This is a genomic window from Streptomyces sp. NPDC050147 (assembly GCF_040660195.1).
Taxonomy (GTDB): domain Bacteria; phylum Actinomycetota; class Actinomycetes; order Streptomycetales; family Streptomycetaceae; genus Streptomyces.
Window position 1 is genome coordinate 185,903 of the sequence record NZ_JBFALJ010000015.1, and the last position, 16,455, is coordinate 202,357.

Here is a 16,455-nt window from a genome sequence, read left to right on the forward strand (position 1 = left end):
GCGCCAATGGGGCGCGCGCTTAAGGCAGGTGACGGGCGTGGCGCTCGTCGCGGGCTTGATGGCGGGCTCAGCCCCACCCGCTTCGGCGGTCGGGGACGCGGGATCGAGGGGCGGTGCCCTCTCGCGCGGCATGGCCGCCGACGTGGGGGACTGGTCGCAGGTGGACGCGTTCGTCCGCGGGCGGCTCGCCGCCACGGGCACGCCCGGTGCCGCCCTCGCCGTGATCGAGGACGGCCGGGTCGTGCACCAGCGGGGCTTCGGCGAGGACGGCCGGGGCCGGGCGGTCACGCCCGACACCCCCTTCCTGTGGGGATCACTGTCCAAGCCGGTCACCGGCCTGGCGGTGATGCAGCAAGTGGAGACGGGGCGGGTGGATCTCGACTCGCCGGTGCGCACGTATCTGCCATGGTTCAAGCTCGCCGACCGGGACGTCTCCGACCGCGTCACCGTCCGGCATCTGCTCACCCACACCAGCGGCATCCCCACCTCCGCATCCACAGAGATCGGGGACCGTTATGACAACGCGCCGGGCGCTCTCGCCGGCGCGGCCCGCGATCTGGCGGCTGTCGAACCCGCCGACCGGCCCGGCCGCTCCTTCGCCTACTCGAGTGCCGGGTACGCCGTTCTCGGTGCGCTGGTCGAAGAGGTGTCCGGACGGCCGTTCGGCGCCTACCTGCACGAGAAGATCCTGGACCCGCTCGGCATGGAGCACGCCGTCGCCACCGAGCGGGACTTCGCGCGCGAGCGGGTGGCCCCCGGTCACCGCTCCGTGTTCGGCAACGCCGTCCCGTTCGACGCGCCCTATGACACCTCGGGTGTTCCGTACGGACATGTGGGCGGCAGCGTAAAGGACTTGGCCCGCTTCACCCTCGCCGAACTGGGCGGCGGCGACCTGCACGGACACCGGGTGCTGTCCGCGAAGGGGATCGCCTACACCCAGCGCGGCCACGTGAAGAGCAGTACCGACCGCTATGGCCTCGGCTGGTCGGTCGGCACGCTCAAGGGCACGGGCGAACGGATGATCTGGCACGACGGGGCGCTCCCCGGCCACCAGGCGATGCTGGTCATGCTGCCCGACAGCGACCGCGCCGTGATCGTCCTGCAGAACGCCTACCACCAGCTGCGGGCCAAGGAGTTCGCCGACGCGGCCTTCGGGGCGGCGCAGCTCCTTTCGGGCACGGATGCCCGCACCACGCCCGTAGACCGTTTCGCCGTCGCCCTGCCCTGGGCCGTGGCCGCCCTCGCGGGAGTGCTGCTGCTGGCAGTGGCGGCCCCACTCCTGCGCCGCAGGCCCGGCCGCCGCGCGGCACTCCGCGCCCGCTCCCGGCGCAGGATCACCGTGACCACCCTCGTGTCGGTCACCACCGCCCTGGCCGTCGCGGCACTCCTGTGGTGGCTGCCCTCGACCCTCGGCGGCACGCTGCCCTTGGCGCTGCTGTGGCTCCCCGACGTGGGGTGGGGCCTGGTGACCGCCATCGCGCTGGCACTGCTGCTGGCGGTGGAGCGGGCAGCTCTCGGGGCGCTGGATCTGCGGCGCGGTCGGGGCGACGCCGCAGAGGCGGAGGGGTCGACGATCGATGCCGACCGGCTGGTCGAGCCGGGCGGCGGTGGGTCCACCACAGGTGCAGCACAGGTACAGGGCACCGAGAGCGGCTGTTGAGGCCGAGGCGGATGAAGGTCCCCGCCCTCTGGAGGGCGGGCAGAGATTGCCGACGGGCTGGTAGGTCACCTGCTGTGGCGGCCGGCGTCGACGAGTGCCTCGACGCACGCCCTGGACGATTCGCGGTCGGTGTACGCCGAAGGCCTCCGGCAGGCCGCGCAGCCGGAGGCGCCGAGGGCCTGCTCGGACACGGCCGAGGGGCCCGCTGCCCTTGCCTCTTCCGTGGTTCCTGACACATCTCAGGGTTAGATGGGGGTCGCGGCTGGGAGAAGCCTCGGGGTCTGTGCAGGGGTACGTCTCGGGGCTACTTCCTGTGTCGTACGCACTCCGCGCGCACGGCTCCTATCGTGAGTTCCGTGACCACCGCCTCCCGCCCCCGGCAGCGGCGCCTCCCACGGCCCCTGTCCCCGCACCTCACCGACCTGGCAGTGGCGTCGGTCGTCGCGCTGCTCACGGGCCTGGACGCGGCGGTCAACGGTCCCGGCCACCGGCAGGCCGACTGGCTGACGTGGCTGCTGTTCGCCGTGTCCGTCGCCGCTCTCCTGGTGCGCAGCCGGTGGCCGGTCGCCGTCACCGTAGTCACCGGGGCGGCCTGCGCGGGCTGGGCGCTCTACGGGCACATCGGGGAGCTGCTCAATCTGCCGGTGATGGTCGCGCTGTACGCCCTTGCCGTGCGGGGCGGGCGGCGTCGCACGCTGCGTACCGCCGTGGTCGCCGCCCTGGTGTCGGGGGTCGTGTCGGTCATCGCGGGCAAAGACGTGGCGCAGCCCCAGGGCGCCCCGCTCCTGGAGATGCTCTGGCCCCTCGTGCCGCTGCTGCTCGGTGAAGTGGTGCGCGGGCGCCGGGAGTTGCTGCAGGAGTACGCCGACCGGGCCGAACGCGCCGAGGCCGACCGGGAGCGAGAGGCGCGGCGCAAGGTCGACCAGGAGAGGGTGCGCATCGCGCGCGAACTGCACGACGTGGTCGCCCACACCGTGTCGGCGATGACCGTGCAGGCGGGCCTCGCCCTGGACGCGCTCGACAGCAGACCCGAGGTGGCACGGACGGCGATGAGACAGGTGCGGACCTCGGGCAAGGAAGCCGTGCGCGAGCTGCGGACCACCGTGGGGGTGCTGCGCGAGGGTCGGCGGACGGCCTCCGCCGACCCGGCTCCCCGCCTCGCACAGCTGGACGAGCTGGTGGAGGGGGTGCGGGGCACCGGGCTGCGGGTGTCCCTGCACGCCGACACCGGTGGCCGGGAGCTGCCGCAGCTGGTGGAGTTGGCGGCGTACCGCATCGTCCAGGAGGCCCTGACCAACGTGATCAAGCATGCGGAGGCCCGGCACGTGGCGGTATCGGTGGCGGTGGCGGACGACCGCCTGGCGGTGGAGATCACCGACGACGGGCGGTCGACCGCCGAGGCGGAGAGGGAGAGGGAGGGGGAGGGCGAGGGCTACGGCCTGATCGGCATGCGCGAGCGGGCCACCACGATGGGCGGCGACCTCGATGCGGGCCCGGTGCGGGGTGGCGGGTGGCGGGTGCGGGCGCTGCTTCCCGTCGCGGGGGGAGGGGTGTGAGCGGCCGGGGTGGGGTGGAGGTGGTCGGGGTTCGGGTCGGCATGCGCGAGTGGGGTGTCGCGGTGGGCGGCGGTCTTGGGGTGCGGGTACTGCTCCCCGTCACCCGGTGGCGGGTCGCTTGGTGCGGGCGTTGCTTCCCGTCGCCGAAGGAGTGACGCTTTGCGTCGGGGGAGAGCCGGTGCTCTCCGTTCAGGGAGGGGCTGTGCCATCGGAGGGAGGCGCGGGATGAGTGAGCGGATTCGGGTGTTGGTGGTCGACGATCAGACCGTCGTCCGCGCCGGGTTTCGAGCCCTGCTCGACCTCACCGAAGACTTCGCCGTGGTCGGCGAGGCGGCGGACGGCATCGCGGCTGTGGAGCTGACCCGCGCCACCCGCCCCGACATCGTCCTGATGGACATCCGCATGCCGCGGGCCGACGGCCTCGAAGCCACCCGCCGCATCGTCGCCGACCGCGCCCTGGACGCCGTACGCGTCCTGGTCCTCACCACGTTCGAGGCCGACGAGTACGTCTTCGACGCGCTGCGCGCGGGAGCCGCGGGCTTCCTGCTCAAGGACATCGAACCGGACGACCTGCGCACCGCGATCCGCACCGTCGCCGCCGGGCAGAGCCTCCTGGCGCCCGGGGTCACGCGCCGGGTGATCGAGGAGTTCGCCCGCCTCAAGGCGCCCGAGGCGCAGGCACTGCGACTCCTCGATCCGCTGACCGACCGGGAGCGCGAAGTGCTCGCGCTGGTCGGCCGCGGACTGTCGAACGACGAGATCGGCGCACGGCTCCTGATGTCGCCGCTCACCGCGAAGACACACGTCAGCCGGGCGATGACCAAGCTCGGGGCGCGGGACAGGGCGCAGTTGGTGGTGCTCGCCTACGAGACCGGCCTGGTGCGCGCGGGTGAAGCATGATCCGGCGGCCACCGGTCTGGTGACCCCGCGGTGGCTACTCCCCGGGGAGTAGCCACCGACTCCCGTCGGCAGATGTCGGCGGCGCCCGCCTTCCGTAGCGTCGACGGCATGATCGAAGCACGCGAACTCACCAAACGGTACGGCGACAAGGCGGCGGTCGACCGGCTCACCTTCACCGTCCGCCCCGGCCGCGTGACCGGCTTCCTCGGCCCGAACGGCGCCGGAAAGTCGACCACCATGCGCATGATCCTCGGCCTCGACGCGCCGAGCGGCGGCACGGTCACGGTCAACGGGCGGCGCTACGACCGCCTCACCGCACCTCTGCGCGAGGTCGGCTCCCTCCTGGACGCCAGGTCGGTGCACGGCGGACGCACCACGCGCCGGCACCTGCTCGGCCTGGCCCGCAGCAACGGCATCCGCCGAAGCCGGGCCGACGAGGTACTCGAAGCGGTGGGCCTCACGGATGTCGCGGGACGGCGGGCCAAAGGGCTCTCCCTGGGCATGGGCCAGCGTCTGGGCATCGCGGCCGCCCTGCTCGGCGACCCCGGCGTACTCATCCTCGACGAGCCGGTGAACGGCCTGGACACCGAGGGCATCCGCTGGATCCGCGATCTGCTCAAGTCCCTTGCGGCGGAAGGGAGGACGGTGTTCCTCTCCAGCCACCTCATGAGCGAGATGGAACTGACCGCCGATCACCTGATCGTGATCGGCCGCGGGCAGCTCCTCGCGGACACGGACATGAGGGACTTCATCGAGACCAACTCCCAGGGCGCCACCCTGCTGCGTACGCCCGACTCCGAGGCGCAGCGCATGCGGGCCCTGCTGGAGACGGCGGGCGCCTCCGTATGCCTGGACGCGCGTGGCGGCTGGCGCGTCGGTGGCCTGAGGCCCGCCGAGATCGGCGAGCTGGCCCGCACGCAAGGCCTGGCCATCCACGAACTCACCCCGGTCTTCTCCTCCTTGGAGGAGGTCTACACCGACATGACGCGAACCTCGGTGGAGTACCGGGGCACGGCGACGACGACGTACGAAGCCGAGGAAAAGGAACCGGCACGATGACGACGACAGAGTCCATGACCCCGTCCCCTCCCGGTTTCCGCGAGGCCATCGCCTTCGAGTGGACCAAGTTCGCGGGCCTGCGCTCCACACGCTGGACCCTCCTCACGGCCGGTCTGCTGACCGTCGTCGGCGCGGTGTTCGTCGGGCTGAGCGGCAGTCTGCAGCCCGACGACACGGTGCTCGGCGGCAGCCTCACCCTCAGCGTCGTCTCGCTGATGGTCGCGGGCACGGTGGGCGCGCTGACCATGTGCGGCGAGTACGCGAGCGGCACCATCACCGCCACCCTCACCGCGGTACCGCGCCGCGGCCGGGTGCTCGCCGCCAAGGCGACGCTGCTGGCCGGCCTGCTGTACGCCACAGGGCTCGCCTCCTGCACGGCGGCCTATCTCATCGGCGGCGCGGTCCTGGAGGACGGCAGGTACGCCCAAGGGGAAGCGATGCCCGCGCTGCTCGGCATCGCCGGGCTCTTCGCGCTCGTCGGCCTCATCGGTCTCGCGGTCGGCACCCTCCTGAAGCACTCGGCCGGAGCCGTCGTCACGGTGGTCGGCGTCCTGCTCCTGCCGTCCCTGTTCGGCCCGCTGCTCGGCGACCTCCAGCGCTGGGTCACGGGGGCGACGCCCACGGCAGCCCTCGAGAAGCTCACGCAGACCTCGGACGCGAGCCCGGAGGCCGTCGGCAGCCTCGGCGCCTGGCCCTCGCTGGGCCTGGTCGCCACCTACACCCTGCTGCTCCTGGCGGCGGCCGGGTGGCGCCTGCGCCGAAGGGACGTATGACGCGACGCGCCCCCCGCCCCCGCGGTGCCTGGCCGGGGGCGCCGTCGAGGAACCGCACCGCGGAGCCACACCCGCGCGCGCCTCCCGGCCCGCCCGATGCGCCCCTCCTGGCAGGAAAAGCCACCCGTACGGGGATATACGGGGGTCGTTCCCTATGGCTAGTGTGCTGGCAATGTCCCGCGCCGACGAAGCCATCCGTCGCCACCCGGCGGCCCGCGTGAGGGCCGCACCGCGGTGAAGTTCCGAAGGCCGCCTCGTCCCTGCCCGCAGGCGGTCACCTACCGATGCGCCCCGGCGGCGGTGGCGGCGGGCTGCCAGGTCATCACCCTCCTCGACGCCGACGGCCGGGACATCGGGCACCTCGACTACCAGGTGTGCCACCCGTGCGCCGCCGCCCACGTCAACACCATCGCGATCGCGGGCCCCTGGCAGGGCATGGGCCTGGGCCGCGAGGCCCTCCACCGCGCCACGGACCCCTGGCCCGGCTACGCGTGGACCACCTCCCGGCAGTCCGCGGACGGCCGGAAGTTCTTTGCCGCGATGGCGGAGGAGATGGGCACGGACTTCGTTCCGGGAGCCGTGGGATGCCCTCACATCAGCGCTTCACCGAGGTCAAGGACCGGCGGAACGCCGCTCTGAGGCGCTTGGCGACCGATGATCCGTACGCGATAACGTCACCGCCGTGACGATCAACACGCGTGGGACCACAGCCGACTCCGCCGGGCGTGCGGAGGTGACCGCCGGGCAGGGGCGAACCGCGCGGTACGTCACCGACGCCGTCGTCCTCCTGGCGCCGCCCGTGCTGTTCGTGGTGCCCGTGCCGCTGATCCGGGCCGGGCTGATCGACGACGGATTCCTCTTCCTCAACCTGGTCTCGCTCTTCATCGCCGCCCTGGTGGCCTGCTACGCCCACATGGGATGGCGCGCGCGCCCGCACGACGGTGACCTGCTGTCCGCCCGCACCCTGACCGGGCGGCACACCATCGACCTCACGCGGCTCACGAAAGTCGGCCTCCTGGAGGTGCCTGGCGAGATCCGGACCGACGACCGGCTGATCCTCACCGACGCCCACGGCGTGCGGATCGTCCTCGACAAGCTCGCGGGCAGCGACGAGACGGTCGACGCCCTGGTGCGCGAGGCGCTGCTGAGCAGGCCGCCGGGCGCCGGCGTCGTCGTGTCGGACCGGGCCGCCGAACGCCTCGACCTGCGTACGCAGGTGCGTCGTTCGCACGGTCGCCTCAAGGCGGGACGCACCATCCCGGAGAGGCTCATCGGCTGGGTACCCCTGCTGTCGTTCCTGGTGTTCGCGCCGCTGAGCTTCGGCCTGCTGGTGGCCGGCTTCCTGCTCACCGGCCTCGGTTGACGTCCCGGCGCCAAGGACTGCCAGGCATGGTCAGCCGCTGACGGGGGCACTCGGTGACCGGGCGCGCACCGCGCGCCCACGGTCCTGGGAGGACACGATGACGCTGTCTCGAGTGCACAAACGAGGCTGGACCAAGAAGCCTTTGGTCCGCCGCTCGGCGGAGAACGAATCGCTGACAGCGGCAGGCCGTGCGGGGTTCGTCGCACGGGGTGTCGTCTACGTCCTCATCGGTGCGCTGGCCCTTCGCATCGCTCTCGGCAGCGGCGGCGAACAGGCCGATCGTCAGGGCGCGTTGGCCCAGGTCCGCGAGCAGCCGTTCGGCGACGTGATGTTGTGGGCGCTGGTCGTCGGGTTCGGTTGCATGGCTCTGTGGCGGGGCGCCCGCGCGGTGGGGAGGCGGGGGCCCCGCCACAAGACGGCGTCCCGGGCGCTCGACGGCGGCAGGGCGGTCTTCTACGCCTTCGTCTGCTGGGCGACCGCCATGTACGCGGCCGGCGGAAGCCAGGGTTCCAGCGGCGACGCCAAGTCGCAGGACTGGACGAAGTCCGCGCTGGAACTCCCCTACGGCCGCTACCTGGTGGGCGCCGGGGGCTGCGTCCTGATCGGCGTCGGGGTCGTGCTCGCCGTACGGGCGATGATGCGCCGCTTCCTGCGGCAGCTGGACCTCGGCTCCCTCAAGGGCCGCAACCGCCAGGTCGTCACGGCCCTGGGCGTGACCGGCGGTGTCGCACGCGGCGCCGTGTTCGCCCTCGCGGGCGTCTTCATCGTGACGGCGGCCGTCCAGTTCGACCCCGACGAGGCCAAGGGTGTGGACGCGACCCTCCGCAGCTTCGCGCACACCCCCGCGGGCCCGTGGCTGCTGGCCGCCGTCGCGGCCGGGCTCATCCTCTTCGGCGTCTTCTCCTTCGCCTCCGCGCGCTGGCGGCGGTTGTGAGCACACCGCGGAGATCCGTCGGAAGGCTTTAGACCGGCGCCGTCTCGTCAGCCTTGAACGGGCCACCGTGGCCCGGCACGATCACATCCGCGGCGGCAAGGACGCGCAGCCGTGACGTACGCAGCGTCACACGGTCCGGGGACACCGGGTCGTCCACCGGGCCGTTCGGCCGCCACCACAGGTCGCCCACGAACGCGATGGTGCCCTCGGTGGTGCCCGCGAGCAGCGTGATGTCCTCGCGGCTGTGTCCCGGAGTGCGGATCAGCCGCAGGGACGGGGTGAGTTCATGGCCCTCGGCGTCCCGGTCGGTCCACTGGTCGTTCTCGTAGATCGCCTTGTGGTCATGGACCCGGGCCCGGCCGAACAGGCCCACGTTCATGGTGTTGTCCGGGTGGTGGTGGCTGAGCACCACGTCCGTGATGTCGTCGGGGCCAAGGCCCAACTCGGCGAGGGGGCCCAGGATCCGGTCCCGGCTCGCCACCATGCCCGGGTCGACGATGACGTGCCGGTCGCCGTCGTGGACATAGGAGACGGTGGCGGCGACTCCGGGGCCGGTGGAGCCCGTGTAGCCGGTGGTCAGGATCGTGAATACGGCGCTGCGGCCGAGCGGTGCGTCTGCCGTCGCGTCTGTCATGGCGTCTGTCGTTGCGTTGGTCATGCCGATGAGTCTTCCGGGCCGGCGGCCCGGCAACGAGTGGCCCATCTGCCACTGATCGCAGGAAACGTGCCACACTTCCGTATGCCGCCTTTCGTGTCCATCGCCGCCTACGCCCCGCCGGGCGTCGGCATCCTCGGCGCCGGCATCGTCTCCGAGGTGTTCGACGAGCGGGGCCCGGGACTGCCCCGCTTCGACTTCGGCCTGTGCACCGACCGGCCGGGACAGGTCCGCACCGACGCGGGGGTGCCGATCACCGTGGAGCACGGCCTTGACCGGCTCGCCGCCGCCGACCTCGTGATCGCCCTGCCCTGGGCCGACTTCCGTACGCCGCCCGCGCCCGCCGTGCTCGATGCGCTCACCGCGGCCCACGCGCGAGGTGCCCTGGTCGCGGGGCACTGCGTCGGTGCGTTCGCCCTGGCCGCGGCGGGGCTGCTCGACGGTCGGCGCGCCACCACCCACTGGCGTTTCGCGGGGCTCCTCGCGGGGCGATACCCGGACGTCACCGTCGAGGCCGAGGCCCTGTACATCGACGAAGGGCAGGTCGTCACGGGCGCGGGAGCGGCGGCGGGCTTCGACCTCAGCCTGCATCTGCTCAGACGGGAGTACGGCGCGGCGACGGCCAACACCATCGCCCGGGACCTGGTCCTGCCCTCCCACCGCGACGGCGGCCAGGCCCAGTACCTGGCCGCCCCCGTACCGGAGGACTGCCGGGACGACCGTCTCGCCGAGGCGCTCGACTGGGCCCGCGCGCATCTGCACGAGCCGCTGCCCGTCGCGGAGTTGGCCCGCCGGGCTTTGATGAGCAGGCGCTCCTTCGCGCGCCGCTTCACCGCGGCGACCGGCACGACCCCGCACGCCTGGCTGGTCAACCTGCGGCTGAGCAGCGCCGAGGAGCTCCTGGAGACCACGGACCTGCCGGTGGAGGAGATCGCCCACCGGGTCGGCTACGGCAGTGCGGCCGTCCTGCGCGAGCAGTTCGTACGCCGCCGGGGCGTGCCTCCGCGGTCCTACCGCCGTGCGTTCACGCGGGCGCCGTAGCTACGGGCTCCCTGACTGCGGGGCTCCCTGGCTGCCGGGCTCCTAGCTGAACGAGGGCATCTCGCCCTCCGTGGTCGTCAGGTCGATGATGCTGAAAGTGGCGCCCTGCTGGTCGGCGACCGTGGCGAAGCGGCCGAAGGGGCTGTCCATCGGGCCGAAGAGCAGCTGGCCGCCCAGCTTGGTGATGGTGACGATCGCGGCGTCACAGTTGTCCACGGCAAAGTGCACGTTGACGAACGGCGGCGCCTCCGCCGGGAAGTCCTCGGTCATCTTGAGCCGGCCGAGCACCGGCTGACCGTCCACCTGGAAGACGCTGAAGTCGACGTCGTCGACGTCCATCCTCCGCACCTCGAAGGGGAAGACGGAGGGCAGGAACGCGTCCGCCGCCGCGGGGTCCCGCGTGGTCAGCTCCGCCCAGCAGTACGCGCCCGCCTCGCCGACCTTCTCGAAGCCCTGGTGCGTGCCGGGCTGCCAGACGCTGAAGTACGCGCCGCTGGGCTCCTGGGCCGTCACCATGGTGCCGAACTCGCCGACTCGCATCGGCTCCACGGCGAGGGTCCCGCCGTTGTCACGGATCTTCGCGGCGGTCGCGGCGGCGTCGGGCGACGCGAAGTAGAGGTTCCAGGCGGCGGGCCCTTCCATGCCCTGCGTCTGCGGCATGACCGCGGCCACGGCCTTGCCGTCCGAGCGTGCCTGGGTGTAGCCGCCGAACTCCTCCGAACCGGCGTCGAACGTCCAGCCGAGCAGTTCGCCGTAGAAGCTCTTCGCGGCCTCCACGTCGGGGAATATCGCGTCCGCCCAGCAGGGCGTGCCTTTCGGGTGCGCAGCCATCGCGAGGGCCTCCAGTTCCGGCGTTCTCCTGTGGGATTCACGCTTGGGATTCACGCTATGGGAACGAAGGCGCCCGCGCCCGTCGAACCCCGCGACCGCCGCCCGTGGGCCATGGTCACCGCGCGCCGAAGTTCTGCGTCCACCAGGGGCCGCCGCCGCCCTGGCGGTAGCCGACGCCGATCTCCTTGAAGGAGCAGTTGAGGATGTTGGCGCGGTGGCCGGAACTGTTCATCCAGGAGTCCATCACGGCGGCCGGGGTGCGCTGGCCCGCGGCGATGTTCTCGCCGTAGGTGGTCCACTTGTAGCCGGCGGCCGTGGTCCGGTCGCCGGGGTCCTTGCCGTCGGGGTTCGTGTGGTCGAAGAAGTCGCGCTCCGCCATGTCGTCGGAGTGGCCCTGCGCCGCGTCGTTCAGCTTGCTGTTGAGCGTCAGCGGGCCACAGCCGCTTTTGGCGCGCTCGGCGTTGGCGAGCCGGGTGACCTCCGCGCCGTACGAGTTGCCTGCCGGTGCCTGCGGGGCCTGTGGGGCCTGTGGGGCGCTGCTGGTGCGGGTGGGCTTCGGGGTGGTCGCCTTCGGCTTCGGCGCCTTGGTCTTCTTCGGCGTGGGCTTGGGGGAGGCCTTCCGCGTCCGGCTGGGGGAGGCGGAGGCGGATTTGCTGGGCGTGGCCGCCGTGGTGGACGGGGCCGCCGAGGAGGAGGGCTGCGACGCGGTCAGGGGCTCGGCATCGGTCTTCTCGTCGCCCGAGGGGCGCGTGGCCGAGTAGATGACCCCGGTCGCGACCACGAGCACGGCGACCCCGGCGGCCACGGTCCGGCCCTTGCGCGGCGTCCGGTGGCGCTTGGCCGCGTGTCTCGCCTGGGCGCTCCGGGAGCCGGATATCTCGTACGTGCCGGCGCCGGTGGAGTGCGCGCCGGGCGATATGTGCGGTGAGCCGGCCGTCAGGTGGTGCGCGTCGGCCGCGCTCACCGCGCGTATCGCGCCGGGGGCGGCGAGCGCGGCGGACAGTGGCACCAGGGCGAGGCCCACCAGCAGGCGCTCGGCGAGCACAAGCCCCGCGCCGTGACCCGAGCACATCGGGCAGTCACGGACATGCCGGGCCAGGCGCTTGCGCCAGAGGGCGGAAGGCGTGCCGTCCCACGGGGCCACCACCTCTGCCAGATACGGGCACCGAGGCGCCGCGGCCAGCGCGCGGACCACGATCCGGGCCGTCTCCAGCTGCGTCTTCATCCGCTGGACCCGGACCGCGGCGTGCTGCGTCGGCAGCTCCATCGCGGCGGCGACCTCCGACCGGGTCAGCTCCCCGGAGACCTCCAGCCACCACAGCGAAAGAAGCGCCCGGTCGTCGGTGTCCAGCCACCGGGTGGCCTCGGCCACCTCCCTGCGCTGCCCCACCAGACCGAGACGGATGATCGTGAGGTCGACGAAGTCGGCGCCCGGGTCCGCGATGTCGTGCGCCTCGTGAAGCGGGTCCGGGCTCTTGTGGCCGGAGGCGCGCTGCTGCCAGTGCCTGCGGATCTCGTTCATGGCGATGGCCACCAGCCAGGACCGGAAACTCGCCGGATCGCGGAGCGTCGCGAGGCCGGCGAGTGCGCGCAGCATGGTCTCCTGCACGACGTCGTCGACGTCGGCATGGCCGTCGAGCGCCCGCCCGACGATGTTGTAGACCAGCGGCAGGTATCCGGCCACCAGCTCGTCCTGCGCCCGCTGGTCCCCGGTCTGCGCCGCCGTCACCAGAGGATCGTGTTCACCGATCATGGACTGCCTCACTCGCTTTCTTCGTCGGCACGTTGTCGCCCTACACCTGGGAGATCGCGTGAGCGTACGGAGATAACAGAAATCCGCGAACAGATATCCGGGCCGAGTCGGTGAGCATACGCACCCGGTGGCAGAGGGGAGGCGCGCACGGCCTTCTGTCCGGCTTACCGGACGTCAGCCGCCTCCGCACGGTTGGTGAGCTGAACGCGGCTGTCGCCCGGCCGGCGCGAGACAAGGACTCAGCGCGTGAGGAGGTCCCGAAGCGCCCCGGCGATCTCGGCGGGCGCTTCCTCCGCCATGAAGTGGCCACAGGTGACCGAGGAGTGCCGCAGGTCCGGTGCCCAGGCGCGCCACAGCGCCGCCGCGTCGAAGCCGAGCGCGGCGCCCCAGTCCTGCTGGAGCACGGTGACCGGCATCCGCAGCGTGCTGCCGGTGTCCCGGTCGGCGCGGTCGTGGTCCACGTCGATACTGGCGGAAGCGCGGTAGTCGGCCACGATCGAGGGCACCGCCGCGCGGCAGGCGTCCAGATAGGCGGCGCGTACGTCGGCGGGGATCGCCCGCGGGTCGTTCGTCCAGAGGTCGAGGAAGTGGCCGAAGAACGCGTCGGGGGCTGCGGCGATCAACTGCTCGGGAAGGCCCGGGGGCTGGGCCATCAAGTAGAGGTGGAAGCCCACGGTGGCGGTGACGCCGTGCATCACGTCCCACATGTCAAGCGTGGGCAGCACGTCGAGGCAGGCCAGATGTGTGATCACGCCGGGGTGGTCGAGCCCGGCCCGGAAGGCGACCAAGGCGCCGCGGTCGTGCCCGGCCAGCGCGAAGCGGTCGTGGCCGAGCGCACGGGCCAGGGCGACGACGTCGGCCGCCATGGTGCGCTTGGAGTACGTGGTGCCGTCGGTCTCCGCGGGTTTGTCGCTGGCCCCGTATCCACGCAGGTCGGGGCAGATCACCGTGTGTTCCGCGGCGAGGTCGGCGGCGACGTGCCGCCACATCAGATGGGTCTGCGGGAAGCCGTGCAGCAGCACCAGCGGCGGCCCCGAGCCGCCGACGGCCACGTTCAGGCAGACGCCCTCTGAGACGGGCACACGCCGGTAGCTGAAGTTCTCGATGGCAGGGGTCATGGTCGCGTCCTTCACGGTGGCGGATCAGATGCTGCCGAGCCTGCCGGGCGCCGATGAGCATCCGATGAGCGCGCTACCGTGACCAGGGAAGATACCGACGGAAGCGGGCGGAAAGGCTGGTCAGGCGTGCGGGTCACGTTCGGGGTGCTCGGGCCGGTGACGGCCTGGGACGGCGCGGGGAGTGCCGTCGCGCTGAAGGGGCCGCGGCACCGCGCGGTGCTCGCCCGGCTGATCGTCGCCCGCCGCCGTGTCGTCCCGGTCGCCCGCCTGATCGACGACCTGTGGGTGGACCCGCCCCAGGACGCGATCGGGACCGTACGCACCTTCGTCGCCGCGCTCCGCCGAGCCCTGGAACCGGAGCGCCCACCCCGCACACCCGCCCGGCTGCTCGTCACCGAGGGACCGGGGTACGCCCTGCGCGCCGAGCATGGCACGGTGGACGCCTGGTGCTTCGAGCAGGCGGTGACCGACGCCGCGAACCTGCCGCCGCGGGAGGCCCTCGACCGCCTGGAGGAGGCGCTCGGCCGGTGGCGTGGCCCGGCCTACGCCGAGTTCGCCGAGGAGCCCTGGGCCCGCGCCGAGCGCTCCCGCCTCGGCGAGCTGCGCCTGCACGCGGTCGAGCGCCGCGCCGAGGCACGACTCGGCTCGGGACGTGCCGCCGACGCGGTGCCCGATCTCGACGCGCACGTGGCTGAGCACCCCTGGCGCGAGGACGCCTGGCGGCTCCTCGCCCTCGCGCTCTACCGCACCGGCCGCCAGGGCGACGCGCTCGCGGTCCTGCGCCGGGCCCGCGCGCTCCTGGTCGAGCAGCTGGGCGTGGACCCCGGCCCCGCACTGCGCCGACTGGAAGCGGACATCCTCGGCCAGGCGCGCCACCTCGACCCCACGCCGCCCCGGGCCGAAGGCGCCGCGGAACGAGTGTGGGCGCAGGCCGCCACCGCCTACGACCGGACGGTGGCATCAGGCGCCCGCGCCAGGCTGGACTCGACGGTGAGCCTGCTCCGTAACCTGGCGGTGACCGGAGGCGGCGGCCTCGAAGCGGCCCGCGAGCACCGCGTGGCGGCCATCGAGGCGGCGGAGGAACTGGGCGACGCGGAACTCACCGCCCGGGTGATCGGCGCGTACGACGTCCCGGCGATCTGGACCCGTGTCGACGATCCGCGCCAGGCCACGCAGGTCGTGGCGGCGGCCGAACGCGCCCTGTCCGCGCTCCGGCCCGACACGCACCCGGCGGCGCGGGCCCGCCTGCTCGCCACGATCGCCCTGGAGACACGCGGCAGCAGATCGGCGCGCGGGCCCCAGGCCGCCCGCCAGGCCGAGGAGATCGCCCGCCGCGCCGAGGACCCCGGACTCCTCGCGTTCGCCCTCAACGGGCTGTTCATGCAGACCTTCCACCGCACGGGTCTCGCCGCGCGGCGGGACGCGATCGGCGCCGAGCTCGTCGCCCTGTCCACCCGGCACGGGCTAGCCACCTACGAGGTTCTCGGCCATCTCATCCGTCTCCAGGCCCGCAGCGCGCTCGCCGACTTCCCGGGCGCCGACGGCCACGCGGCGGCCGCGGATCTCCTGGCGGCGCGTCATGAGCTGCCGCTGGTAGGGGTGTTCACCCAGTGGTACGCGGCGCTGCGGCTCGCCGCGACCGGCCGGATCCCGGCAGCCGAGGCCGCCTACCGGGAGGCCGCGGCGCGATGGGACGGCTCGGGCATGCCCGGCCTGGAGCGCGGACTGCTGCCGCTCGTCCTGCTGTCCCTGCACTGCGGGCGACAGACCTCCACCGACGTACACATCAGTCGAGACCTGGACGGCAGCACGGACTGGGGGCCCTACGAACCCTGGGCCCGCCCCCTCGTGCTGCTGTCCCAGGGGAGCCGCGACGAGGCGGCGAAGGCGGTGCGTCTGATCCCGGACCCGCCCCGTGACCTCTTGCTCGAAGCTCTGTGGTGTCTGGCGGGGCGTGCGGCGATCGCCGTCGATGACCGGGAGGTGATGCGCCGCGCCCACACAGAACTGGCCCCAGCAGCCGGTGAGTTGGCGGGAGCCGGCAGCGGACTGCTGACCCTGGGCCCGGTCGCACGACACCTCGACGACCTCGCCACCGCTCTACGTCGCCCCCGGTGAAGGCACGTCAGGAGGCGGAAGCACTTTGCGCGTTGGCGATGATGGCACGCAGTACCTTGAGCGCGGCCACGTACTCCTCGTCGCTGATGCCCTTGTGGACCACGGCGCGCAGCTCGGTCATCATCTCGCGCAGTCGGGCCCTGGCCGCCTCACCCGTGTCGGTGAGGCGCAGGCGCTGCTCGTCGTCGGCCTCGAGCCAGCCGCGGTGCAGCAACTGGTCGACGACACGCGCGATGTCGTACGGTCCGTCCGCGATCGGGGTCAGCTGGCCGACCACTTCTTCGCGACTCGGCTTTGTGGCACCGCTGTTGACCCGGTTGAGTACCCAGTACTGCGGCTGCGTGACGTCGATCCGGGCCAGCACGTCACGCAGATGCCGGGTCACCGTGTCATGGGCCAGACCGCTCCAGTAGCCGATGGGCTGACTGGCGAGCATGTCGTCGGTGGCGGCGGGGTCGGCGGGGGCCTGGTCTGTGGTGGTACCGCTGGTGTCGCTGTTCGGCGGAGTCATGATCGCGAGGTTATCGCCGCACCCCGGGCCCCCCGGGGTGCGGCCCGGCGTGTGAACGCCGCGCGGCCGGGCCGTACCCCGAACAGGCTCAGCCCTTGCGGGTGTTGACCTCTTCGGTGAGGGCGGGGACGACGTCGAAGAGGTCGCCGACCACGCCGTAGTCGACGAGGTCGAAGATCGGGG

At 72.6% G+C, this 16,455-nt stretch carries 15 protein-coding genes; 10 read left to right on the forward strand and 5 right to left on the reverse strand.

What is annotated here, in order from left to right; translation table 11 throughout:
* The first annotated feature begins 37 nt into the window (after positions 1–37).
* From AB0I94_RS23640 to AB0I94_RS23675, 8 genes are all read left to right on the forward strand, one after another.
* A complete protein-coding gene (locus tag AB0I94_RS23640) occupies positions 38–1,660 on the forward strand; it encodes a serine hydrolase domain-containing protein (protein WP_363311598.1) in 1,623 nt (540 codons plus the stop codon).
* Between the two features lie 356 nt (positions 1,661–2,016).
* Complete coding sequence (locus tag AB0I94_RS23645; RefSeq protein WP_363311599.1) at positions 2,017–3,216, forward strand: sensor histidine kinase; 1,200 nt, start codon at positions 2,017–2,019, stop codon at positions 3,214–3,216.
* 225 nt (positions 3,217–3,441) lie between these two features.
* Positions 3,442–4,116 (forward strand): response regulator transcription factor, encoded by a 675-nt coding sequence (locus AB0I94_RS23650; protein WP_363311600.1) that lies wholly within the window; start codon positions 3,442–3,444, stop codon positions 4,114–4,116.
* A gap of 108 nt (positions 4,117–4,224) precedes the next feature.
* Positions 4,225–5,175: an ATP-binding cassette domain-containing protein gene (locus tag AB0I94_RS23655; RefSeq protein ID WP_363311601.1), complete on the forward strand. Its 951-nt coding sequence runs from the start codon at positions 4,225–4,227 to the stop codon at positions 5,173–5,175.
* A complete protein-coding gene (locus AB0I94_RS23660; RefSeq protein ID WP_363311602.1) occupies positions 5,172–5,948 on the forward strand; it encodes an ABC transporter permease in 777 nt (258 codons plus the stop codon). Before AB0I94_RS23655 ends, AB0I94_RS23660 begins: the two co-directional genes overlap by 4 nt.
* Before the next feature lie 234 nt (positions 5,949–6,182).
* Positions 6,183–6,587, forward strand: coding sequence for an N-acetyltransferase (locus tag AB0I94_RS23665; RefSeq protein WP_363311603.1), 405 nt, complete (start codon positions 6,183–6,185; stop codon positions 6,585–6,587).
* Between the two features lie 43 nt (positions 6,588–6,630).
* The gene (locus AB0I94_RS23670) at positions 6,631–7,311 is read left to right on the forward strand and encodes a hypothetical protein (RefSeq protein ID WP_363311604.1); all 681 of its coding nucleotides are present in this window, start codon (positions 6,631–6,633) and stop codon (positions 7,309–7,311) included.
* Between the two features lie 97 nt (positions 7,312–7,408).
* Positions 7,409–8,245: a DUF1206 domain-containing protein gene (locus AB0I94_RS23675; RefSeq protein WP_363311605.1), complete on the forward strand. Its 837-nt coding sequence runs from the start codon at positions 7,409–7,411 to the stop codon at positions 8,243–8,245.
* A 28-nt stretch (positions 8,246–8,273) separates the two neighbouring features.
* On the opposite strand, the gene AB0I94_RS23680 is transcribed toward AB0I94_RS23675, so the two are convergent.
* Positions 8,274–8,903, reverse strand: coding sequence for an MBL fold metallo-hydrolase (locus AB0I94_RS23680; RefSeq protein ID WP_363311606.1), 630 nt, complete (start codon positions 8,901–8,903; stop codon positions 8,274–8,276).
* Positions 8,904–8,984: 81 nt separating this feature from the next.
* Here AB0I94_RS23680 and AB0I94_RS23685 point away from each other — a divergent pair, with 81 nt between their 5' ends.
* Entirely contained in the window at positions 8,985–9,941 is a 957-nt protein-coding gene (locus AB0I94_RS23685; RefSeq protein WP_363311607.1) for a helix-turn-helix domain-containing protein, read from the forward strand.
* A gap of 42 nt (positions 9,942–9,983) precedes the next feature.
* Here the strand turns inward: AB0I94_RS23685 and AB0I94_RS23690 are convergent, their stop codons facing one another.
* The 3 genes from AB0I94_RS23690 to AB0I94_RS23700 form a co-directional block, all read right to left on the reverse strand.
* On the reverse strand, positions 9,984–10,772 hold the full coding sequence (locus AB0I94_RS23690) for a VOC family protein (protein ID WP_363311608.1): 789 nt from the start codon (positions 10,770–10,772) through the stop codon (positions 9,984–9,986).
* 115 nt (positions 10,773–10,887) lie between these two features.
* Positions 10,888–12,525, reverse strand: coding sequence for a sigma-70 family RNA polymerase sigma factor (locus AB0I94_RS23695; protein WP_363311609.1), 1,638 nt, complete (start codon positions 12,523–12,525; stop codon positions 10,888–10,890).
* Between the two features lie 239 nt (positions 12,526–12,764).
* The gene (locus AB0I94_RS23700) at positions 12,765–13,643 is read right to left on the reverse strand and encodes an alpha/beta hydrolase (RefSeq protein ID WP_363311610.1); all 879 of its coding nucleotides are present in this window, start codon (positions 13,641–13,643) and stop codon (positions 12,765–12,767) included.
* 126 nt (positions 13,644–13,769) lie between these two features.
* On the opposite strand from AB0I94_RS23700, the gene AB0I94_RS23705 reads away from it, so the two are divergent.
* Positions 13,770–15,761: a BTAD domain-containing putative transcriptional regulator gene (locus AB0I94_RS23705; RefSeq protein ID WP_363311621.1), complete on the forward strand. Its 1,992-nt coding sequence runs from the start codon at positions 13,770–13,772 to the stop codon at positions 15,759–15,761.
* 7 nt (positions 15,762–15,768) lie between these two features.
* Here AB0I94_RS23705 and AB0I94_RS23710 read toward each other — a convergent pair whose 3' ends face one another.
* Positions 15,769–16,272, reverse strand: a complete 504-nt coding sequence (locus tag AB0I94_RS23710; RefSeq protein WP_363311611.1) for a MarR family winged helix-turn-helix transcriptional regulator — start codon at positions 16,270–16,272, stop codon at positions 15,769–15,771.
* Between the last annotated feature and the right edge of the window lie 183 nt (positions 16,273–16,455).